The sequence below is a fragment of the Actinomadura sp. NPDC048394 genome, assembly GCF_040651755.1.
In the GTDB taxonomy this organism is placed as follows: Bacteria; Actinomycetota; Actinomycetes; order Streptosporangiales; family Streptosporangiaceae; genus Spirillospora; species Spirillospora montaniterrae.
The window spans coordinates 18,566-39,501 of the sequence record NZ_JBEZJL010000013.1 but is presented as its reverse complement, the minus strand read 5'-3'; the positions used below and the strand labels follow the sequence as shown (position 1 = coordinate 39,501).

Below are 20,936 nucleotides of genomic sequence, written 5' to 3'. Positions count from 1 at the left end.
GCGCCGCCGGTCAGCCGTAGCGGAGCTGCTCCCGCGTGGACGGCTCCGGGTTGAGGGCGAGCCAGGCCCGCAGCGCCATGTGCAGTTCGAGCCGGTCCGAATCCGCGTTGATCGTGTCGCCGAACAGGTCCTCCAGCTGCCGGAACCGGTACCGGACGGTCTGCGGGTGCACGTGCAGGTGGCCGGAGACCGCCGTCGCGTTGAACCCGCACTCCAGCGAGGCCAGCAGCGTCTCGGCGAGCCGGTGCCGCTGCGCCGGACGGGCCGCCAGCAGCGGCGCGAGCCGCCGCTCGATCACCTTCTCGACCAGGTCCCGCTCCCGCATCATCACGATGATCGGCATGTGCAGCTCGGCGGCGATCGGGGTCGCCGGGGCGAGCGGGTCCCGGTCGATCAGGCCCTGGTCGGCCAGGTCCAGCGCGTCCCGCGCCCAGCGCAGCGACTTCGCCGCGCCCGTCAGCTCCACGGCCGGGCCGATCGCGGCGGTCCAGCCGTCCAGCCGCCGCTCCAGCAGCCGGGCCCGGCCGGGGCCCTCCGGGTCCGGGACGATCAGGCACGGCTCGGCGCGGTGCAGGCCGAGCAGCACGTCCGGCGGCAGCGACGGCCGCCGCGTCTCCGGCCCGGCCTCGCGCAGCGCGACGGCCGCGACCGTCCGGGGCAGCGGCCAGGCCGCCTCGCCGGCCGCCTCCCGCAGGTCCCGCACGGCGGGCGCGGGGTCGCCCAGCAGCAGGTCCAGCAGCCGCCGCCGGTGGTCCTGCTGCGACCCGGCCGCCCGCGCCGCCGCGTCGGCGTGGCCCTCGGAGACCGCCGCCGCGAGCTGGTTCATGTAGTCGAACATCGCGTGGGTGATGCCCGCCATGGTGGACGCGTCGGCCCGGTAGCCGAGGCGCCCGGCCCGCTCGGTGAGCTCCTCGACCGCGACCCCGGCGCCGATCCGGATCGCCGTGTGCCAGGAGTCGAGCGTGCGCCCCTCGCCGGCCTCGCCGGCCCCGACCCGCCACCAGAAGTCCAGCACGTCGGCGGACGAGACGCCGGGATCGGCCAGCAGGTCCAGGAAGTGGCCGATGGCGCACTCCACGGCCGTCTCCAGGCCCCGGGCGTACCGGGGGTCGTGCGGCCGGACGAGCTCGGGCAGCCGCTTCTCGATCCGCCGCGCCGCCTCCTCGGCGACGGCGGGCACCTCGCCGCGCAGCTCGCCGGCCAGCCGCGCGGAGCCGTCGAAGGACAGCCCGAGCTCGATGCGGCGCACGGGAAGGGAAACCACCTGGCTGAAGTCAGACAATGAGATCTCCTTCGCGGGGTACGACGTGCTGATAGAGACGGCGCGCACCGCCCGGGATTACGGGGTTTCGCGGAAGTTCTCGCGGCCGGGCGCGCCCGTGCCGTCCGGAGCCGGTTCCGTCACGACCTGCCCAAGGCTGCGGCGATTCCTGGGTCGACGGCCGATCGGTGGGTAGTTTGAACAACCTGACCTGCGACAACCGGGGGAAAAGGGACTTCTGCGGGGCGGATGGCATTGGACACCCACACGAACACCCCTCTGGGCGGCGGCACCGGCGCCGAGCGGCGCGCGGCAGCGCGGTCGGCGCGGTCCGCGCCGATCACCGAGTGGGCGTTCGACCAGTCCCCCTTCGCGGTGGCCGTCCACGACACGGACCTGGTGTGCCTGCGCGTCAACGACCGCATGTGCCGGATGTTCGAGATGACCGAGGACCAGATCCGCGGCCGGCGGCTCACCGAGGCCCTGCCCGGCCCCCAGTTCGAGGCGCTCGCGCGCTACATGCGCCAGGTCCTCGACACGGGCGAGCCGGTGCAGCGGGAGACCTACCGCAAGGTGCCCGGCGAGGAGCTCGAACGGGCCTGGTCGGTGACCATCGCCCCGCTCAAGGACGAGCACGGCCGGACGTGCGCGGTGTGGGTCGGGGTCCTCGACATCACCGAGCAGTACCGGGCGCGGCAGCGGCTGGCCCTGGTCAACGAGGCGAGCACCGCCATCGGCAGCACCCTGGACGTCACCAAGACCGCCCGGGAGCTGGTCGACGTGGTGCTGCCGCGGCTGGCCGACGTCGCCATCGTCGACCTGCTCGACTCCATGACCGGCGAGGGCGAGCCGCGCCCGGGGCCCGTCCCGGCCACCGTGGTGATGCGGCGCGCCGCGCACGGGTCCGCCGGCGGGGACGTGCCGAGCGCGGTGCGGCTCGGCGACATCGACCACTACCCCGAGTCGTTCCCCTCGGTCCGCGCCCTGACCAGCGGCGAACCGGTGCTGACCGGCTTCGGCGATCCCGGCTTCCTGCCCTCGATCGAGGGCAACCCCGACCGGATCGGGGCCGTCGTCGAACACGGCCTGCACTCGTTCCTCAGCGTGCCGATCCGGGCCCGCGGGATCACCCTCGGCGTCGCCACCTTCCTGCGCGGCCGCGACCGCGAGGCGTTCGAACCGGACGACGTGCTGATCGCCGAGGAGCTCACCGCGCGGGCCGCCGTCTGCCTCGACAACGCGCGCCGCTACAGCCGCGAGCGCGCCACCGCGCTGGCGCTGCAGCGCAGCCTGCTGCCCCAGCGGTTCCCGGAGCAGTCGGCGGTGGAGGTCGCGGGCCGCTACCTGCCCGCGAGCGCGCACAACGGCGTCGGCGGGGACTGGTTCGACGTGATCCCGCTGTCGGGGTCGCGGGTCGCCCTCGTCGTCGGCGACGTCGTCGGCCACGGGCTGTACGCGTCCGCCGCGATGGGCCGGCTCCGGACCGCCGTGCGCACCCTCGCCGACATCGACCTGCCCCCGGACGAGCTGCTCACCCACCTCGACGACCTCGTCGGCCGGTTCGCGTCGGAGGCGGACGCCACCGGGCCCGGCGAGCAGGACCCCGACCTCGGGGCAACGTGCCTGTACGCGGTGTACGACCCGGTCTCCCGGATGTGCAGCATCGCCCGCGCCGGGCACTGCCCGCCCGCGCTCGTCACCCCGGACGGCACCGTCGACTTCGTGGACGTGCCCGCGAGCCCGCCGCTCGGCCTCGGCGGCCTGCCGTTCGAGAGCGTCGACATGGAGATCCCCGTGGGCAGCACCCTCGTCCTCTACACCGACGGCCTGGTCCAGTCCCGCGGCAACGACATCGACGCCGGCCTGCAGCGGCTGCGCCGCGCGCTCACCCGGACGTCCGCGTCGCTGGAGACGACCTGCGAGAACATCCTCGGTTCGGTGATGCCCGACCGGCCGGTGGACGACGCGGCCCTGCTGGTCGCCCGGACCCGCGTCCTGAAGGCGGACCAGGTCGCCACCTGGGACCTGCCCGCCGATCCCGCCGTCGTCGCCGACGCCCGGCGGAAGGTCACGGAGCAGCTGTCGGAGTGGGGCATCGGCGACGCCGCGTTCGTGACGGAACTGGTGGTGAGCGAGCTGGTCACCAACGCGATCCGGCACGCCGAGGGCCCGATCCGGCTGCGGCTCATCCTGGACCGGACGCTGACCTGCGAGGTCTCCGACGGCAGCGAGACCGCCCCGCACCTGCGCCGCGCCCGCGTCTTCGACGAGGGCGGCCGGGGCCTGCTCCTCGTCGCGCAGCTCACCCAGGGCTGGGGGACGCGCCATACCGCCAACGGGAAGACCATCTGGGCGGAGCAGTCGCTGCTCGCCCAGGGCCCGCCCGGCGGTCTCCCCGGCTTCGGCGATTTCGGCGACATCGATGACATCGATGACATCGATGACATCGACGATCTCGGCGACCTCGGAGATCTGGGCGATCTCGGTGACCTCGGGTGACGGCCCGGGGCGCGGCCGTCTTCGCGTGCTCCGGCCGCCGGGCGCTCTAGTCTGAGTCGCATGGCTGAGGAGACGGGGGCCGGGAAGGCCGTGCCGGGCGGGGCGGCGCGGGCGCGCCGGTTCCGGAACGAGACCCGGATCGGGCTGGTGCGGCGGGCCCGGCGGATGAACCGGATACTGGCCGAGACCTACCCCGACGCGCACTGTGAGCTGGACTTCGGCACCCCGTTCCAGCTGCTGGTCGCGACCGTCCTGTCGGCGCAGACCACCGACAAGCGGGTGAACCTGACGACCCCGGCGCTGTTCGCGAAGTACCCGACCCCCGAGGATCTGGCCGGTGCCGATCCCGAAGACGTCGAGGCGCTGCTGAAGCCGACCGGGTTCTTCCGCGCCAAGACCAAGTCGGTGATGGGCCTGTCGGCCGCGCTCCGCGACCGGTTCGGCGGCGAGGTCCCGGGACGGCTGGAGGACCTCGTCACCCTGCCGGGCGTCGGCCGCAAGACCGCGAACGTCGTGCTGGGCAACGCGTTCGACGTGCCCGGCATCACCGTCGACACCCATTTCGGGCGGCTGGTCAACCGGTTCGGCTGGACCGCCGAGGACGACCCGGTGAAGGTCGAGAAGGAGATCGGGGAGATGTTCCCCCGCAAGGACTGGACGATGCTGTCGCACCGGCTGATCTGGCACGGCCGCCGGATCTGCCACGCGCGCCGTCCCGCCTGCGGGGCCTGCCCGCTCGCCAAGGACTGCCCGTCCTACGGGACGGGGCCGGTCGACGCCGAGGCGGCCCGCAAGCTCGTCAAGCCCGGCCCGTTCTCGTGAGCGCCGTTCTCGTGAGCGGTCTTCGCGTGCGCGGGAAGGTGACGGGAGCCTTCCCATGGGGAAGGAACGCGGGCGTTCCGGAGTTGGGAGTGGCGTGACCGAGACCGCATCCACCTGCCCGCCGTGGCTCGACCGCTTCCGCGCCGAGGCGCCGCGGCTGCCGGTGCCGCCGATGTTCGAGCCGCAGCCCGGCGCCCGCGCCGCCGCCGTGCTCATCCTGTTCGGCGAGGGACCGGACGGCCCGGACGTGCTGCTCACCGAGCGGGCCGCGACGCTGTCCAAGCACGCCGGGCAGCCCGCGTTCCCCGGCGGGCGGATCGACCCCGGCGACGACGGGCCGGTCGCGGCGGCGCTGCGGGAGGCGTGGGAGGAGGCCGGCGTCGAGCCGTCCGGGGTGGACGTGCTCTGCACGCTCCCCGAGCTGTACCTGTCGCACAGCCGGCACCGCGTCACGCCCGTCGCGGGCTGGTGGCGGGAGCCGTCGGAGGTCGCGCCCGGCCATCCCGGCGAGGTGGCGCTGGTCGCGCGGGTCCCGATCGCCGACCTCGCCGACCCGGCGAACCGGCTGACGGTCCGGCACCCGTCCGGGCTCCGGATGGGCCCGGCGTTCCGCGCCGGCGGCATGCTGGTCTGGGGGTTCACCGCGGCGGTGCTGACGCAGGTGCTGGTCGCGGGCGGCTGGGACCGCCCCTGGGACCCGGGCCGCGTCGAGGACCTGCCGCCGGACGTGCTGAGCCTCGCGTCCCGCGGCTGACGTCCGGCGCCCCCGTACGGGTTTCCGGCACGTCCGCGGGCACTTCCGGCGTCTCCGCGGGCACTTCCGGCGTCTCCGCGGGCACTTCCGGCGGGTCCGCGCGGGCATTTCCGGACGCCCCCGAAGTTCGCGCAGGTCAGGACGGTGCCGTCATCCCAGGCGCGGACGGGCCCGGCGCCGCGTCGCCCTGCACGGTCATCCGCCGCAGCCCAAACTGGTCCGGTGAGGGGACGTGAAGCGGGCCCGGCGCCCTATACGGTGAAGCGGTGCTGCACGACCACGTTCTCGATCTCATCCTGCTCGTGCTCGTCGTGCTGTTCGGAGTCTCGGGGTACCGGCAGGGCTTCATCGTCAGCCTGCTGAGCTTCGTCGGCTTCGTCGGCGGCGGCGTGATCGGGGTGCTCATCGCGCCGCCGATCGCCGAGGCCACGGTGAACGGGGCCGCGCAGCAGGCGCTGCTCGCCATCGTGGTCGCGTTCCTGGCCGCCACGCTCGGGCAGCTGATCGCCTCGTCGGTCGGCGCGGTGCTGCGCAACCGGGTGACCGGGCTGAACGCGCGCACCGCGGACGCGGTCGGCGGCACCGTCGTCAGCGCGCTGTCGCTGCTGGTCGTCGCCTGGTTCTTCGGGAACCTGGTGGCGAACTCGGAGTTCCGGCCGGTGCGCACCCAGGTCAAGGGCTCGACGATCATAAAGGGCATCAACGGGGTGATGCCGGCGCAGGCGCAGACCTGGTTCACCTCGTTCCAGGGGTTCGTGAAGAGCAGCGAGTTCCCGCAGGTCTTCAACGGGCTCGGCGGCGAGTCGGTGGTGCAGGTGCCGCCGCCGGACGAGTCGGTGCTGAACACCGCGGGCCTGCGCGAGGCGAAGAACAGCATCGTCAAGGTCGTCAGCACCGCGCCGCAGTGCCAGCGCCGCATCGAGGGCACCGGGTTCGTGTTCGCGCCGCAGCACATCATGACGAACGCGCACGTCGTCGCGGGCGCGCAGGGGCCGTCGATCGTGGAGTCCCGCACCGGGAACCGGACCCGCGGCCGCGTCGTGCTGTACGACCCGAAGCGCGACATCGCGGTGCTGTACGTGCCGGACCTGGACGCGCAGCCGCTGAAGTTCGCCGGTGAGGCGCGGGTCCGCGACAGCGCGATCATCGCCGGGTTCCCGAAGAACCAGCCGTTCACCCCGGGCGCCGCCCGGATCCGCGCCCGGCAGACGGCGCGCGGCCCGGACATCTACCACGCCGGGCAGGTCAGCCGCGAGATCTACGCGATCCGCGGGAAGGTCGAGCCGGGCAACTCGGGCGGGCCGCTGCTGTCCACCGAGGGCCGCGTCTACGGTGTGATCTTCGCGGCGGCGCTGGACACGCCGTCGACCGGGTACGCGCTGACGGCCGAGGAGGTCGCGCCGGACGCCAGGGACGGCGCGTCCCTCACCAAGCCGGTCGGCACGCAGAGCTGCTCCGACTGACCCCGGCCCTGGCCCTGCCTGGTGGGGTGGGCCTAGGGCGTGGTGAGGCGGAGCTTCACCGGGGCGTCCTCGGGGTGGTCCGCCAGCGCGCGCGCCCGCCGGACGATGCCGTCCACGTCGATGTGGTGCGGAGGGGCCTCGCCGTACGGTTCGATGCGGTCGGCGGCGCGGCTCAGCAGTGCTTGCGCACCGCGTAGGTTCCCGCGCCGCAGATGGGTGATCCCCACGGCGACCTGGGCGAGCCCTCGCCACAGCTCCCGTTCTGCCTCCGGAGCGGCCTTCCAGGCGGCTTCGAGGACCTCGTGCGCGTGGAAGGGCCGATCCTCGTCGAGGAGGCGCTGCGCCTCCACCAGGGCCTCCGCGGGCGGCATGTCGAGGTCGTCCGGCATGGTCGGCACTCCGGCGGCGCCGTGCGGCAGGGGACGGCCGTACGCGTCGCGCGGCCGTGCGTTGCGTGGGCGTCCGGACTCGTCACGATCCCGCATGCCTCAACCGTACGCGGGGCCCGTCCATGGTGCGGGCCGCGTCAGCTGTCGGGCTCCGGGTCGGCGAGCCACCTGAGGAGCTGCGCGTCGAACGCGCGCGGACGCTCCTGGTGGGGGAAGTGCCCCGCCCCTTCGATCAGCTTCCACCGGTACGGCGCCGCCACGTAGCGCCCCGAGCCCTGAGCACTGGAAGGGAGCGTGCACGGATCGAGGGCACCGTGCAGTTGGAGCGTGGGCGCCTGGATAGGGGTGCGCATACGGTGCGCGTAGCGGATGCCGTCCGGACGGGCCTGCGACCTGATCAGCCAGCGGTGGTACTCCAGCGCGCAGTGCGCCGTCCCCGGAATCTGCACCGCCTTCCGCACGAAACGCTCCGTCCGCTCGTCCGGCCACCCCGGACCGGACCAGTCGCGTAGGAGCCGCCCTGCCAGCTCCCCGTCGTCGCGGACGAGCCGCCGCTCCGGCCACATCGGCACCTGGAAGCCGAACGTGTGCCGCGTCGCCCACCCCTGCCCGCGCGGGTCGCCCAGCACCGACTGCCGCAGCCGCAGCGGATGCGGCGCCCCCACCACCGCCAGCCGCTGGACGATCTTCGGGTGGTACACCGCCGTCGTCCACGCCAGCAGCCCGCCCCAGTCGTGCCCGCACACGACCGCGTTGGCCTCGCCGAGCGCGCGCACGAGCCCCGCGGCGTCACCCGCCAGCGTGATCAGGTCGTACCCGCGCGGCGGCTTGTCGCTGCCGCCGTAGCCGCGCAGGTCCACCGCGACCGCCCGGTAGCCGGCATTGGCCAGCGACACCAGCTGGTGGTGCCACGACCACCAGAACTGCGGGAAGCCGTGCAGCAGCAGGACCAGCGGCCCCTCCCCGGCCTCCGCGATGTGGAACCGCGTACCACCCGCGCTGACGGCCCGGTGCGTCCACGGTCCGTCGACCTCGACCAGGGACGTGTCGTGCCCGGACATGGCAGGGGTCAGTCCGTCAGGGCGGGGGTGTCCGAGTCGCCGCGGTGCCGCAGCGCCGCGAAGTCGTCCTTGAGCGTCCTGCGCGTCCGCTTCGCCCCGTCGATCTTGCGGATGCGCAGGTAGCCGAAGCCGATCAGGCCGGCCGCGAGCACCAGGTAGATGCCGGACACGACCAGGAACGCGGCCCAGTGGTAGAGCCCGGCGGCGACGAGCCCGTACGCCAGCGCGATCGACAGCAGGATGACGATCAGCCCGCCGATCAGCGCGGCGATGGTGAACATCACGCTGCCGTAGGCGGCCTTCTTCGCGTCCGCCTTCAGCTCCAGCTTGGCCAGGTCGATCTCCGCCCTGACCAGCGCGGAGACGTTGCTGGACGCCAGCGCGACGAGCTCGCCGAGGGACTTGTCCTCAACGCTCTCGCCGGGCAGTGCCTCGGACATGGCGCTCCTCTCCATTCCAGGTCGGCCGTCACTCCGCCGGGCGCGGGCGCGCCCTCCTCCGGAAGACGACGGCGGCGGCCGCCGAGGCGATGATGCTCGCGATCAGGACCGCAGTCGTCACTCTCTCGAATCGGGACGGGTCGGTATAGGCCAAACCGCCGATCAGCAGGGAAACGGTGAAACCCACCCCGGCGAGCATCGCGACTCCCGCGATCTCCCGCCAGCGCAGGTCCTCCCCGAGCGTCGCCAGGCCGACCCGTACGGCCGTCCAGGCGCCGCCGAGGACCCCCACGAACTTACCGATCACCAGACCGCAGATCACACCGAGGGCCACCCGATCACCGAGAACGGCGTTCAGCGCGGACCCGCTGAGCGCGACGCCCGCCGACAGGAACGCGAACACGGGCACGCAGAACCCCGCCGACAGCGGCCGCAGGACGTGGTCGGCCCGCTCCGCGTTCGTGGGCCGGCCATCGGGCGTCTCCCGCGAGCTGGTCAACATCCCCAGGGCGACACCTGCGACGGTCGCGTGGATGCCGCTGCGCTGCACGCAGTACCAGGCGAGCACCGCGATCGGCAGGTACAGCCACGGGGACCTTATGTCCCTGCGCTGTAGAAGCCCGTAGGTTGCTATGAGGACGACGCCTATGCCCAACCACGCCCAGTGCAGCGTCTCCGTGTAGAACAGCGCGATGATGGTGATGGCGATCAGGTCGTCCACCACCGCCAGCGTCAGCAGGAACGCGCGCAGCGGCGCCGGGCAGGACGAGAACGTCACCGCCAGCACGGCCAGCGCGAACGCGATGTCGGTCGCCGTCGGCACCGCCCAGCCGCGCAGCGCCCCCGGCTCGCCCGCGCTCACCGCCACGAAGATCAGCGCCGGCATCGCCACGCCCGCCGCCGCCGCGATCACCGGCAGCGCCGCGTCCCGCGGGTCGCGCAGCTCCCCGTGCGCCAGCTCCTCGCGCAGCTCCAGGCCGGCGATGAAGAAGAACACCGCCAGCAGCCCGCCTGACGCCCAGTGCTGCACGTCCATGTGCTCCAGGCCCAGCCAGTGCGGGCTCAGCTCGTGGCCCTGGAGGCTCCTGTAGGCGTCCGCCCACGGGGTGTTCGCCCAGACCAGCGCGGCGACCGTGGCGAGCAGCATGACGATGCCGCCGACCGTCTCCGTGCGCAGCGCCGCGGCGACCTGCCCGCCGTACCGGACCGTCGGCCGGAACGGCCACACATGGGCGATACGGCGCTTTTCGGGCGCAGTGGACGGGCGTGGCATGAGATACCCCCGGAAGGCGGCGGACGGTCCGGACGCGGAGCCCCGCCCGCACGGTGCCGCGGAAGGGGGCGTCCATCGCCGACCAGACTTCCCGGCACACCTGATCACCAGGCTACCCGCCCGATCACCGCCCCAAGCCTCCGGACGCGCGACGGCCCGCGCCGGAGCGCCGCTCTCGCGCTCCCGCCACGGGCCGTCTTGAAGCCGTCCGGTCAGTCCTCGGACTTGGCGCTGGGCAGCTTCTCGGAGATCAGGTCCATCACCGTGCTGTCGGCGAGCGTCGACACGTCGCCGATGCTGCGGTTCTCCGCCACGTCCCGCAGCAGCCGCCGCATGATCTTGCCGGACCGCGTCTTCGGCAGCTCCGGCACCATCATGATCTGCCGCGGCTTGGCGATCGGGCCGAGCGTCTTCGCGACGTGGTCGCGCAGCTCCTTGAGGAACTCCTCGCCCTCGACCTCCTCGCCGGCGCTGCCGCGCGGGATCACGAACGACACGATCGCCTGCCCGGTCACCGGGTCCGTCGCGCCGACGACCGCCGCCTCCGCCACCTTCGGGTGCGACACGAGGGCCGACTCCACCTCCGTCGTGGAGATGTTGTGCCCGGACACCAGCATCACGTCGTCGACGCGGCCGAGCAGCCAGATGTCGCCGTCCTCGTCCTTCTTCGCGCCGTCGCCGGCGAAGTACTTGCCCTCGAAGCGCGACCAGTACGTCTTGATGTACCGCTCGTCGTCGCCCCAGATCGTCCGCAGCATGCCCGGCCACGGCTCGGTCAGCACCAGGAACCCGCCGCCGCCGTTCGGCACCGGCTCGCCCTGGTCGTCCACCACCTGCGCGGACACGCCCGGCAGCGGGCGCATCGCCGCGCCCGGCTTGGCGGCCGTCACGCCCGGCAGCGGGCTGATCATGATGCCGCCGGTCTCGGTCTGCCACCACGTGTCGACCACCGGCGTCCGGCCCGCGCCGATGTTCTCCCGGTACCAGACGTACGCCTCCGGGTTGATGGGCTCGCCCACCGACCCCAGTACGCGCAGGGACGACAGGTCGTACTGCGCCGGGATGTCGTCGCCCCACTTCATGAACGTGCGGATCGCCGTGGGCGCCGTGTAGAAGATGGACACCTTGTACTTCTGGATGATGTCCCACCAGCGGCCCTTGTTGGGCGTGTCAGGCGTCCCCTCGTACATCACGCTGGTCGCGCCGTTGGCGAGCGGCCCGTACACGATGTAGGAGTGGCCCGTCACCCAGCCGATGTCGGCGGAGCACCAGTAGACGTCCGTCTCCGGCTTCAGGTCGAACACCGCGCTGTGCGTGTAGGAGACGTGCGTCAGGTACCCGCCCGTGGTGTGCAGGATGCCCTTCGGCTTACCCGTCGTCCCCGACGTGTACAGGATGTACAGGGGGTGCTCGGCGTCCATGGGCTCGGCGGTGTGCTGGTCGCTCTGCCGCTCCACCAGGTCCTGCCACCAGACGTCCCGCTCGTTCTCCGCGACGTCCTCGCCGGTACGGCGGACCACCAGCACGTGCTCGATCGTCGGGGTCTGCGCGACCGCCTCGTCCACGGTCGGCTTCAGCGCGGACGGCTTGCCGCGCCGGTACCCGCCGTCGGCGGTGATCACGAGCTTGGCCTGCGCGTCGTCGATGCGGGTGCGCAGCGCCTCGGAGGAGAAGCCGCCGAACACCACCGAGTGGGTGGCGCCGATCCGCGCGCACGCGAGCATCGAGATCGGCAGCTCCGGGATCATCGGCAGGTAGATCGCGACCCGGTCGCCCTTGCGGACGCCCAGCTCCAGCAGGGCGTTCGCGGCCTTGTTCACCTCGCGCTGCAGGTCGGCGTAGGTGAGCGTGCGGGTGTCGCCGGGCTCGCCCTCCCAGTGGTAGGCGATCTTGGCGCCGAGGCCGGCCTCCACGTGCCGGTCGACGCAGTTGTAGGCGGCGTTCAGTTCGCCGCCGACGAACCACTTGGCGAACGGCGGGTTGCTCCAGTCCAGGATCTCGTCCCAGCGCTTGGACCAGGTCAGCCGCTCGGCCTGCTTCGCCCAGTAGCCCAGGCGGTCCGCGGCGGCCTCGTCGTACGCCTCGGCCTTGACGTTCGCCGCTGCGGCGAGCTCGGCGGGCGGGGGGAAGCTCCGCGTCTCCTGCAGAAGGTTCGACAGTGTCTCTTGGCTCTGGCTCAACGCGTACTCCTTGCTAGCTGAACGGGGGTCGCCCGGTATCCCCACTCCACCAGGAAGGACCCGCCCCCACAAGGCCGCATTCCCGAGTGTCGAGGAAGAGCGCGACCGGCGCTCACGGCTCCGGATGATGGCTGTGATGCCCGACACACAGTGCCTTCCCGGTGCTGCGCCTCGGGAACCGCCTCCGTTCTACGCGCGCGCAGGGGGGTTGCGCGAGCGATACCGGCGACCGCATAGGGTCGGGCCGTGACCGATGCCCTTGCTCAGATAGCGAACCTGCCCGGCGTCGCGGACGCCGTCGCCGACGCGCGCTCCGCCGTGGACCGGCTGCTGGGCCACCGCATCCTGCGGCGCCGCAGCGCCGAGGTGTCCACGGAGTCGGCACTGCGCGGCGCGCGCGCGTCCGCCGTGCTGGAAGGCGCCTCGGTCACCCTTGAGGATCTGCGCACCACCGAGAACCCGACGGACCCGGTCGTCCAGGGGGCGCTTCGGGTGTCGGCGGAACTCGGCACGCTGACCGAGACGTGGCGGCAGGCCCCCCGTCAGGTCCTTGCGCGGCTGCACGTGCTGGCCGCGGCGGACGCCGTCGACAGCGCCGACCTCGGACGTCCCCGTGCCGACGACCAGCCGGTGAAGGACGTCCTCGGGCTGGGCGACCCGCCCTCGCCTGCGGAGGTGGCGGCGCGCCTGGACGCCCTCAGCGGGCTCCTAACCCAGCCCACCAAGGCCCCCGCGCTCGTGGTCGCCGCCGTCGTCCACGGCGAGTTGCTGACGCTGCGGCCGTTCGGCTGGGGCGACGGCATCATCGCCCGCGCCGCGCAGCGGATCACGCTCGTCGCCCGCGGCCTCGACCCGAAATCCTTGGTCGCGCCAGAGGTCGGCCATGCGGAACTGGCCGGCGACTATGCCGAAGCACTCCGCGCCTATGCGTCGGGGACGTCCGAAGGCGTCGCGCAGTGGCTCGCGCACTGCTCGGCCGCCGTGGCCGCGGCGGCCCGCGACTCGCAGGCCATCTGCGAAGCCTTCATGCGGGGTTGACGGTCCCGCCGGCCGTTCTGTCGGCCCGGCACGCCATGCTGCCGGTATGGCCGAACGGAAGGACGGGCGCCCTGCGGCGCCCACCGAGACCACCATCGCGTCCGCCGACTGGGACTCGCGCGACCTGACCGGTGAGCGGCACGAACGCGTGCTGTTCGTGGACGTCGACATGACGGAGGCGACCGGCACCGGCGCGGTGTTCACCGAGTGCACCTTCCGCGGCGTCCGGTTCAACGCGTCCACGCACACCGACGCGGCATTCCTGAACTGCACGTTCGTCCGCTGCGGCTTCTTCGACGCGACCTTCGCCGGCTGCAAGGTCGTCGGCGGGATGTTCGACGGCTGCACGTACGACCTGATGAAGGTGACCGGCGGGGACTGGTCGTTCACCGGGCTGCCGGGTGCCGACCTGCGGCGCGCGTCGTTCACCGACGTCCGGCTGCGCGAGGCGGACCTCACCGGCGCGCGCTGCGCCGGCGCCACGCTCCGCGGCCTGGACCTGTCGGGCGCCTGGCTGCACCGCGCCGATTTGTCCCGCTGCGACCTGCGCGGCAGCGACATCTCGTCGATCGACCCGCACACCGTCGAGCTGAAGGGCGCGGTGATCGACCCGTACCAGGCGGTCGTGCTCGCGACGGCCCTCGGCCTGGACGTGCGCGGCGACTGACGGCCTATAGGACGGCCTGTGCGGCTGCTTGTGCACCGGGGCTTGCGGCGGGGTGTGCGGTGGCGGGGAGTGCGGTGTCGGACACAGCGAACGGCGCCCGCCAAGGAGCGCCGCCGCCGATCACGTCACACCGGGTTACCAAGCGTGCACCTCACAATCGCCGGATCGGGTCAAGCCCGTCTCGGCGCGCCTCCCGCGGCTGGTCGCGCGTGGGTGCCCGGCTGCCGTGCCCGGACACGTGGTCCGTAGACCCTGTCTACGCCTCATTTGCCCAGTTGACAAGCCCCTATTCGGAAATCCGGACGGTCCGCGGCGGCCGTCCGGCGCGCCGCTCGCGCCGACTTCTTCGCCCGATAAGGGGCGAAACATGCAATTTCGGGCTATCCGCAACCGCGGCTGCGGACGCCAAAACGATCACGCAGTGTGATCGTTTCTTTTTGGTCCCCTGATCGGGAGCTCGGCCGGAAAAATCTTTGGTTCTCCGGTACGCTCCCACTTCCGTCCCGTTGCACTCCGTATGGGCGGGGACGGCCCCTGTGGTGCCCGCTCCTCCGTCCGGCACGGGGATCCGGAGGGGGGCGGCATCGACAGATGAGGATAAACGCCGCCCTCCGGGCGACTTTGCGACTCGACGGAACTCGCGGCGGTCGGGCAGCATATGTTGTATCTGCTTAGACTGGAGGCAACGAGTTTGCCTCTCCTATAGACCGGCCTTGCTAACGGCTCAGCCGATCTCCCCCCGAGACTTTCTTGGGAAAACGGACCGGCTCTACCCCCCCGGAGCCGGACCGTTCGGCGACCCCCGCTCTCCCCCCCGGCGGGGGTCGCCCAAACATGCGGCGGGCGGGCGGTGGCGTGTCCAGATCCTCCACGCCACCGCCCGCCCGCCGCCTCCTTCTCCGCCCCGCCCACTAGGGCCTCCCCGGCCCGGCCGCTCGGGCCACGCGGAGAGTTATCCACAATTCACGGAACGCTTTCGCCGCCCGGCCGCGGCGCCGCACGCTGGGGTCCTCTGAACGCCACTGGAGGATCCGATGAACATCGCGGCACTGATCATCACCGCCGACCCCGCCACCGCCGACGCCCTGCTCCGCCTCGCCGCGGCCGCCGACGCGCACGCCGAGGTCGCCCCCGGTCCCGGCGAGGCCCGCGCCGCCTGGACCTGGCCCGCGCTCGTCCTGGTCGGCGCCGACGCCGCCGGCGACGTCGCGTCCGCCGGCCTCCCCCGCCGCGGCGGCGTCGTCCTGGTCGCCGGCGCGGCCACCCCCGAGGCGTACCAGGCCGCCGTCCGGATCGGCGCGCAGGACGTGGCCGTCCTGCCCGACCACGAGCAGTGGCTGATCGACGCGTTCGCCGCCGCGAGCGAACCCGACGCCGGCCGCGCCACCACCCTCTGCGTCGTCGGGTCCCGCGGCGGCGTGGGCGCCAGCGTCCTGTCCGCAGCGCTCGGCCTCGCCGCGGCGGGCAGCGGCCTGCGCACCCTCCTCGTTGACGCCGACCCCCTCGGCGGCGGCGTCGACCTCATGCTCGGGCTCGAAGGCCACGAAGGCGCCCGCTGGCCCGACCTGGCCGAGCGGCACGGCCGGCTGAACGCCGCGACCCTCCGCGACACGCTGCCGTCCTCCGGCGACCTGTCCGTGCTGTCCTGGCGGCGCGGCGAGTCCGTCCCCATCGCCGACGCGGCCGTCGTCTCCCTGCTCGACGCCGCCGCCCGCGGCTACGACCTGATCATCGCCGACGTGCCCCGCTTCCCCGGCGACATCGGCCGTGCCGCGCTGCGCACCGCCGACGTCACGTTCCTGCTCGTCCCGGCCGAGGTCCGCGCCACCGTCGCCGCCGACGGCCTCGCCGCCGCCCTGCGCCGCGACACCCCCGACCTCCGCCTCGTCGTGCAGGGCCCGTCCCCGGGCGGCCTGACCCCCGGCGCGGTCACGCAGGCCCTCGGCCTCCCCGTCGTCGGCGTCTACGAACGCGACCGCCGCCTCCCCGCCGCGATCGAGGAGGGCGGCCTCGCCCGCGCCTGCCGCCGCGGCCCCCTCGCCGACTTCTGCGCCCGCCTCCTCGCCGACCTCGCCCTCCAGCCCTACGCGTACCGCGAGGAGGCAGCGTGAAAGCGCCGCACCACCTGACCGCCCGTGCGGAGGCGTCGTGACCAGGCTCTCGTCCGCCGTCAGGGACAGGCTCGCCGACGCGGGCGGCGAGGCCACCGCCGGACGCGTCGCCGCGGCGCTGCGCGCCGAGGACAGGCTCCTCGGCGACCGCGAGGTCCTCGCGCTCACCGACGAACTGCGCGCCGAGTTCGTCGGCGCGGGCCCGCTCGAGCCGCTGCTGCGGTCACCCGAGGTCACGGACGTCCTCGTGAACGGCCCCGGCGAGGTGTGGATCGACGCCGGTTCCGGGCTCGTCCGCACCGACGTCCGTTTCCCGGACGAGGCCGCTGTGCGCCGCCTCGCCCAGCGCCTCACCGCCGCCGCGGGCCGCCGCCTCGACGACGCGTCCCCGTACGCCGACGCGCGGCTGCCCGGCGGAGTCCGGCTGCACGCCGTCCTCCCACCGGTCGCGGCGAACGGCACCTGCCTGTCGCTCCGCCTCCCCCGCCGGCGCGCCTTCACCCTCGCCGAACTCGTCGCGACCGGTACCGTCCCGCCCGAAGGCGCCGCCCTGCTCTCCGCGTTGATCGAGACCCGCACCGCCTTCCTCATCACCGGAGGAACCGGAACGGGAAAGACCACGCTTTTGAGCAGCCTCCTCTCGCTGACCGACCCTGGGGAGCGGCTGGTGCTGGTCGAAGACTCGGCCGAGCTGCGCCCGGCGCACCCCCACGTCGTCCGCCTCGAAGCCCGCCCGCCCAACGTGGAGGGCGCAGGCGGCGTCACGCTGAACGACCTCGTCCGCCAAGCCCTCCGCATGCGCCCCGACCGCCTGGTGGTAGGCGAGGTGAGAGGCCCTGAAGTTGTAGTACTTCTGCAGGCATTGAACACCGGCCATGAAGGCGGCTGCGGCACCCTGCACGCCAACACCGCCGCCGACGTGCCGGCCCGCCTGGAGGCGCTGGCCTGCGCCGCCGGCCTCTCCCGTGAGGCGGTCCACAGCCAGCTCGCCGCCGCGCTCGACATCGTCGTCCACCTGGTCCGCGAGCCGGGCGGCGCCCGCCGCCGCGTCGCCGAGGTCTGCCTGCTGCGCCGCGCCGCCGACGGCCTGGTCGGCGTCCTGCCCGCCGTCACGTTCACCGCCGCCGGGCAGACGGTCCCCGGCGCAGGAGCCGACATCCTCGCGGCTCGCCTGGGGTGGACGCCATGACCACCGCTGCCGGGCTCGCCGTCCTCTGCTCCGCCGCGTCCGCCTGGCTGCTGCTCGGCCCGTCCCCCGCCAGCGCGCGCCTCTCCCACATCGTCGCTCCCGCCCCGGCCCCCGGCGGTCCGTTGCCCGCCCTCCGAACCCGCATCGAAACGATGAGGGAACGCCGGGGACGCCCCGGCCGCCGCCGCACCGCGATCATCGAACTCTGCGACGGGATGGCCGCGGAACTGGCCGCCGGCCGCACTCCCGAAGAAGCCTTCGCCCTCTCGGCCGCCGTCCTCGACCCGCACGTAGCCACGGAACTCCTCAGCCCCGGACGCCCACCCCCGTCGATCCCCGACCACCTTTCCGACCTGGCGCGCGAGCCCGGTGCCGAAGGCCTCCGCCTCCTCGCGGCCTGCTGGCGCATCGGCACCGAACGCGGCGGCACCCTCGCCACCGTCCTGGACGGCCTGGCCGCCGCGCTCCGCGACGAGGAAGCCCAACGCCAGGACGTCTCGGTCCAACTGGCGGGCCCCCGCGCAACGGCCCGCCTCCTCGCCGCGCTGCCGCTCCTGGGCGTCGGCATGGCCGCCGCCCTGGGCGCCCATCCCCTCACCTTCCTCTGCGGCTCGCTCCCCGGCCTCGCCTGCCTGCTCACCGGCGTCGCCTTCAACGCCACAGGCCTCTACTGGACCCGCCACCTAGCCAAATCCGCCGAATCCCCCACCTAACCCCCCGCCCCCACAACTCCCGCCCCCACAACTCCCGCCCGCACGACTCCCGCCCGCACGACTCCCGCCCGCACAACTCCCGTCCCCACAACTCCCGCCCGCACGACTCCCGCCCGCACAACTCCCGCCTACGCGGCTCCCTCCCGCACGACTCCCGCCCGCACAACTCCCGCCCGCACGACTTCCGCCCACGCGACTTCCGCCCGCACCACCACCGCCCGCACCACCGATAACGCGACCACCGCCGAGGCCACCCGCGCTCATGCCCCGCGCTCATGCCCCGCGCTCATGCCCCGCGCTCATGCCCCGCGCTCATGCCACGGTCCGTACCACTCCCACCCGTACCACTCCCGCCCACGCGACTCCCGCCCATGCCACGACCATCCATGCGACCCCCGATAACGCGACCACCGCCGAGGCCACCCGCGTCCACGCCAGGCGTCCACGCCGCGCGTTCACGTCACGCGCCCAGGCCGCGCGTCCGCGCCGCGCGTCCAGGTCACGCGTTCACGTCAGGCGTCCGCGTCACGCGTTCACGTCAGGCGTCCACGCCGCGCGTCTGCGGCGCGGCGGCGGTGGGGCACCTGCCGCGTTGGGGACTCGGCTGTGTTGGTAGGGCGGCATTGCTTCTGTGGCATCGGGCGACGGCTGTTGAGGACCCCGCACGTGCGAGCGAGTGCAGGGCGGGGAGTGGCTGCTCTTCTCGGGGTGGCGTGCTGTGAGGCATCTAGAGATGGAGGAACGATGGTGACGTTGACGGTGATGCTCTGCGCTGCGGTGGCGGGCTTTCTCTCGCCGAAGGGCACGAACACAGCGGGACGCAGGCTCGATGGGCAATTCGAGCAGGGCACGCAAGGAACGCAGCCGCCGAGGCCGGCGAGGCGGTGGAGCCGCGCCCCGGATAGCTCAGGGGTTGTGCGTGATGCGGAGGGTGGCGACGGTAAGCGGCATCCGGAGAGCGGGCGACGCGAGGCCACGTTGCGGCGGGCCGCGTCGGCGGTGGCCGGTGTCCTGTGCTGGGTGGCCTTCGGCGGGCTGATGGGCGGGGCGTTGGGCGTCGTCGTCGCTGTGGCCGTCTGGTACTCCTTCGGACGGCTCGGGAGCGCCGAGCGTCGGCGACGGCAGGCGCGTCTCATCGCGGACCTTCCAGTCGCCGTCGACCTCCTCGCCGCATGCCTGCGCGGCGGTGCCCCATGGCACGACGCGGTCGAGGCCGTCGCGGACGCGGTCGGGGGACCTCTCGGTGAGGAACTGCGCGGTGTGGCCGTCCAGATCCGTCTCGGCGCCGACCCCGTGGAGGCATGGCTCGCGCTGACCGACGAGCCGATCCTGGCGCCGCTGGCCCGCACTGCCGTCCGCGCCGTCTCCAGCGGCGCGGCCCTGGCCCCGACCCTCGGACGCCTCGCCCGAGACCAGCGACGGGTCGCGCGCACGGCGGCGGCCGCGCGAGCGCGTGCGGCGGGCGTCCGGGCGCTCGCGCCGCTGGGGCTGTGCTTCCTGCCCGCGTTCGTCCTGCTCGGAGTGGTGCCGGCGATCGCCGGGATCGCCTCGACCATCCTCCTGCCGTGGTGACCCCGCCGAGTTATCCACAGAACGCGGTTCACCTGTCGGGCGGATCCGCCGCGCACGAGCCTGGGATCGGACGCGACCGGGCGTCCACAAGGAGAACAAGGAGGCCCCATGCGGGCGATACAGATGGTGGTGCGGAGATGGCGACGCCTTTCCGGAGACCGCGGGATGTCGACCGCCGAATACGCCGTCGGCACCATCGCCGCCGCGGCGTTCGCGACCCTGCTCTTCAAGATCGTCCAGAGTCCGGAGGTGCACACCATGCTCACCGGGATCATCAAGAAGGCCCTGCAGATGGCGGGGTGAGCCGCGGCGCCCGCGACCGGGGCATGGTGACGGCCGAGATCGCGCTGGCGCTGCCCAGCCTGGTGCTGGTCACCGCCATCGCACTCTGGGGTGTGGCCGCCGCGTCGGCCCAGCTCACCTGCGCCGACGCCGCCCGGACCGGAGCGCGAGCGGCGGCACGCGGTGAATCCCTCGCCGCGGTGCGGGAGCTGGTGGCCAAGGCGGTCCCGCCGCACGCCACGGTGACGATCCGCCGCGACGCCGCGACCGTCGATGTCGACGTCTCGGCCCCGGTCGAACCCCCGGCCGCGACTGGCCTACCGCCCCTGACGGTCCACGCCCACGTAGCGGCCGCAACCGAACCGACCACCCCAACAGATCCGACCACCCCAACAGATCCGACCACCCCAACAGATCCGACCACCCCAACAGATCCGACCACCGGGACCGAACCGGCCACCCCGACCTGACCAGCAGCAGCACCTCCACTGTGCTCGCCCGCCACCGGGACCACGGTGCCGGGATGCGCTGCGTGGCGCGGTGGGGCGTCGCGGTGGGGTGGAGGGTGAGCGGTGGCGTTGGGTGGGTGCGAGATGCGGTGGTGGGTGGGAGTGAGAGGGGTGGCAGCGGTTGGTGGAGGGGTTCGGGGGGCGAAGGTTCAGGCAGTTGAGGGAGTTGGAGTCGTGAAGGTATTGGGGGGTGGGGTTGTGAGGGTGGTTGGGGGGTGGGTTTGGGCTGGTGGGCGGTGGGTGGTGGAGAGGGGGCGGGGGGATCGGGGGTCCGGGACGATCTGGGTGGTGGCGTTCATGGCTGTCATCTGGGTCGGCGGTGTGGTGGCCGTCGGGGTCGGCGGGGTGCGGGCCGCGCGGCATCGCGGGGACGCGGCGGCGGACCTCGCCGCGCTCGCGGCGGCGGCACGAGTCGCGGACGGGGCGGCGGACGCGTGCGGGAGGGCGGAGGAGATCGCGAGGCGGTCCGGGGCGCGGATGGTGCGGTGCCGGGTGCGCGGGGAGAACGTCGATGTCTCGGTGACGGTGGCGCTGCGAGTGCCGCTCGGGGGCGGTGCCGTCCGTGTCCTGTCGAGGGCCCGGGCTGGCCCCGTGGGGCGAGACGGCGTAACCTGGCCCCGCGCGACTCGTTGCACTGAGTGTCAATAGGGAGGTGCGTGAGGTGGCCCTGGTTTCCGCTACCTCTTTGTCACCTTCCTGTGATTTTTCCTACC

At 73.3% G+C, this 20,936-nt stretch carries 19 protein-coding genes; 13 read left to right on the top strand and 6 right to left on the bottom strand.

All coding sequences use genetic code 11. The features are described 5' to 3' along the window. Positions 1 to 10: 10 nt before the first annotated feature. On the bottom strand, positions 11 to 1,282 hold the full coding sequence (locus tag AB0C78_RS11205; protein WP_225992000.1) for a helix-turn-helix domain-containing protein: 1,272 nt from the start codon (positions 1,280 to 1,282) through the stop codon (positions 11 to 13). Positions 1,283 to 1,510: 228 nt separating this feature from the next. Here AB0C78_RS11205 and AB0C78_RS11200 point away from each other — a divergent pair, with 228 nt between their 5' ends. From AB0C78_RS11200 to AB0C78_RS11185, 4 genes are all read left to right on the top strand, one after another. Continuing rightward, positions 1,511 to 3,760 (top strand): SpoIIE family protein phosphatase, encoded by a 2,250-nt coding sequence (locus tag AB0C78_RS11200; RefSeq protein ID WP_360745227.1) that lies wholly within the window; start codon positions 1,511 to 1,513, stop codon positions 3,758 to 3,760. A 165-nt stretch (positions 3,761 to 3,925) separates the two neighbouring features. Next, on the top strand, positions 3,926 to 4,582 hold the full coding sequence (gene nth / locus AB0C78_RS11195) for an endonuclease III (protein ID WP_360745546.1): 657 nt from the start codon (positions 3,926 to 3,928) through the stop codon (positions 4,580 to 4,582). Positions 4,583 to 4,739: 157 nt separating this feature from the next. Beyond that, positions 4,740 to 5,336 (top strand): CoA pyrophosphatase, encoded by a 597-nt coding sequence (locus AB0C78_RS11190; protein WP_360745543.1) that lies wholly within the window; start codon positions 4,740 to 4,742, stop codon positions 5,334 to 5,336. A gap of 266 nt (positions 5,337 to 5,602) precedes the next feature. Then, the gene (locus AB0C78_RS11185) at positions 5,603 to 6,799 is read left to right on the top strand and encodes a MarP family serine protease (protein ID WP_192809031.1); all 1,197 of its coding nucleotides are present in this window, start codon (positions 5,603 to 5,605) and stop codon (positions 6,797 to 6,799) included. Between the two features lie 32 nt (positions 6,800 to 6,831). On the opposite strand, the gene AB0C78_RS11180 is transcribed toward AB0C78_RS11185, so the two are convergent. The 5 genes from AB0C78_RS11180 to acs form a co-directional block, all read right to left on the bottom strand. Next, complete coding sequence (locus AB0C78_RS11180) at positions 6,832 to 7,284, bottom strand: DUF309 domain-containing protein (RefSeq protein ID WP_360745223.1); 453 nt, start codon at positions 7,282 to 7,284, stop codon at positions 6,832 to 6,834. Between the two features lie 41 nt (positions 7,285 to 7,325). Next, entirely contained in the window at positions 7,326 to 8,249 is a 924-nt protein-coding gene (locus AB0C78_RS11175) for an alpha/beta hydrolase (RefSeq protein WP_360745220.1), read from the bottom strand. Between the two features lie 8 nt (positions 8,250 to 8,257). Beyond that, on the bottom strand, positions 8,258 to 8,689 hold the full coding sequence (locus AB0C78_RS11170) for a phage holin family protein (protein WP_360745217.1): 432 nt from the start codon (positions 8,687 to 8,689) through the stop codon (positions 8,258 to 8,260). Between the two features lie 28 nt (positions 8,690 to 8,717). Continuing rightward, on the bottom strand, positions 8,718 to 9,917 hold the full coding sequence (gene nhaA, locus AB0C78_RS11165) for a Na+/H+ antiporter NhaA (protein ID WP_360745214.1): 1,200 nt from the start codon (positions 9,915 to 9,917) through the stop codon (positions 8,718 to 8,720). Between the two features lie 257 nt (positions 9,918 to 10,174). After that, complete coding sequence (gene acs, locus AB0C78_RS11160; RefSeq protein ID WP_360745211.1) at positions 10,175 to 12,142, bottom strand: acetate--CoA ligase; 1,968 nt, start codon at positions 12,140 to 12,142, stop codon at positions 10,175 to 10,177. Between the two features lie 246 nt (positions 12,143 to 12,388). Between acs and AB0C78_RS11155 the strand changes: the two genes are divergently transcribed. From AB0C78_RS11155 to AB0C78_RS11115, 9 genes are all read left to right on the top strand, one after another. Continuing rightward, positions 12,389 to 13,180, top strand: a complete 792-nt coding sequence (locus AB0C78_RS11155; RefSeq protein WP_360745208.1) for an oxidoreductase — start codon at positions 12,389 to 12,391, stop codon at positions 13,178 to 13,180. 46 nt (positions 13,181 to 13,226) lie between these two features. Continuing rightward, entirely contained in the window at positions 13,227 to 13,847 is a 621-nt protein-coding gene (locus AB0C78_RS11150; protein WP_360745205.1) for a pentapeptide repeat-containing protein, read from the top strand. Between the two features lie 1,034 nt (positions 13,848 to 14,881). After that, on the top strand, positions 14,882 to 15,958 hold the full coding sequence (gene ssd, locus AB0C78_RS11145) for a septum site-determining protein Ssd (protein ID WP_360745202.1): 1,077 nt from the start codon (positions 14,882 to 14,884) through the stop codon (positions 15,956 to 15,958). 37 nt (positions 15,959 to 15,995) lie between these two features. Continuing rightward, positions 15,996 to 17,147: a TadA family conjugal transfer-associated ATPase gene (locus AB0C78_RS11140; protein WP_360745199.1), complete on the top strand. Its 1,152-nt coding sequence runs from the start codon at positions 15,996 to 15,998 to the stop codon at positions 17,145 to 17,147. After that, entirely contained in the window at positions 17,144 to 17,860 is a 717-nt protein-coding gene (locus AB0C78_RS11135) for a type II secretion system F family protein (protein WP_360745196.1), read from the top strand. Before AB0C78_RS11140 ends, AB0C78_RS11135 begins: the two co-directional genes overlap by 4 nt. A 915-nt stretch (positions 17,861 to 18,775) precedes the next feature. Continuing rightward, positions 18,776 to 19,432: a type II secretion system F family protein gene (locus AB0C78_RS11130; RefSeq protein WP_360745193.1), complete on the top strand. Its 657-nt coding sequence runs from the start codon at positions 18,776 to 18,778 to the stop codon at positions 19,430 to 19,432. A gap of 108 nt (positions 19,433 to 19,540) precedes the next feature. Beyond that, on the top strand, positions 19,541 to 19,735 hold the full coding sequence (locus AB0C78_RS11125) for a DUF4244 domain-containing protein (RefSeq protein ID WP_360745190.1): 195 nt from the start codon (positions 19,541 to 19,543) through the stop codon (positions 19,733 to 19,735). After that, positions 19,732 to 20,184 carry a TadE family type IV pilus minor pilin gene (locus AB0C78_RS11120; RefSeq protein WP_360745187.1) on the top strand — a complete coding sequence of 151 codons (453 nt, stop codon included), beginning with the start codon at positions 19,732 to 19,734 and terminating at the stop codon, positions 20,182 to 20,184. Before AB0C78_RS11125 ends, AB0C78_RS11120 begins: the two co-directional genes overlap by 4 nt. Positions 20,185 to 20,307: 123 nt before the next feature. Then, positions 20,308 to 20,871 carry an Rv3654c family TadE-like protein gene (locus AB0C78_RS11115; protein ID WP_360745540.1) on the top strand — a complete coding sequence of 188 codons (564 nt, stop codon included), beginning with the start codon at positions 20,308 to 20,310 and terminating at the stop codon, positions 20,869 to 20,871. The last annotated feature ends 65 nt before the right edge of the window (positions 20,872 to 20,936 follow it).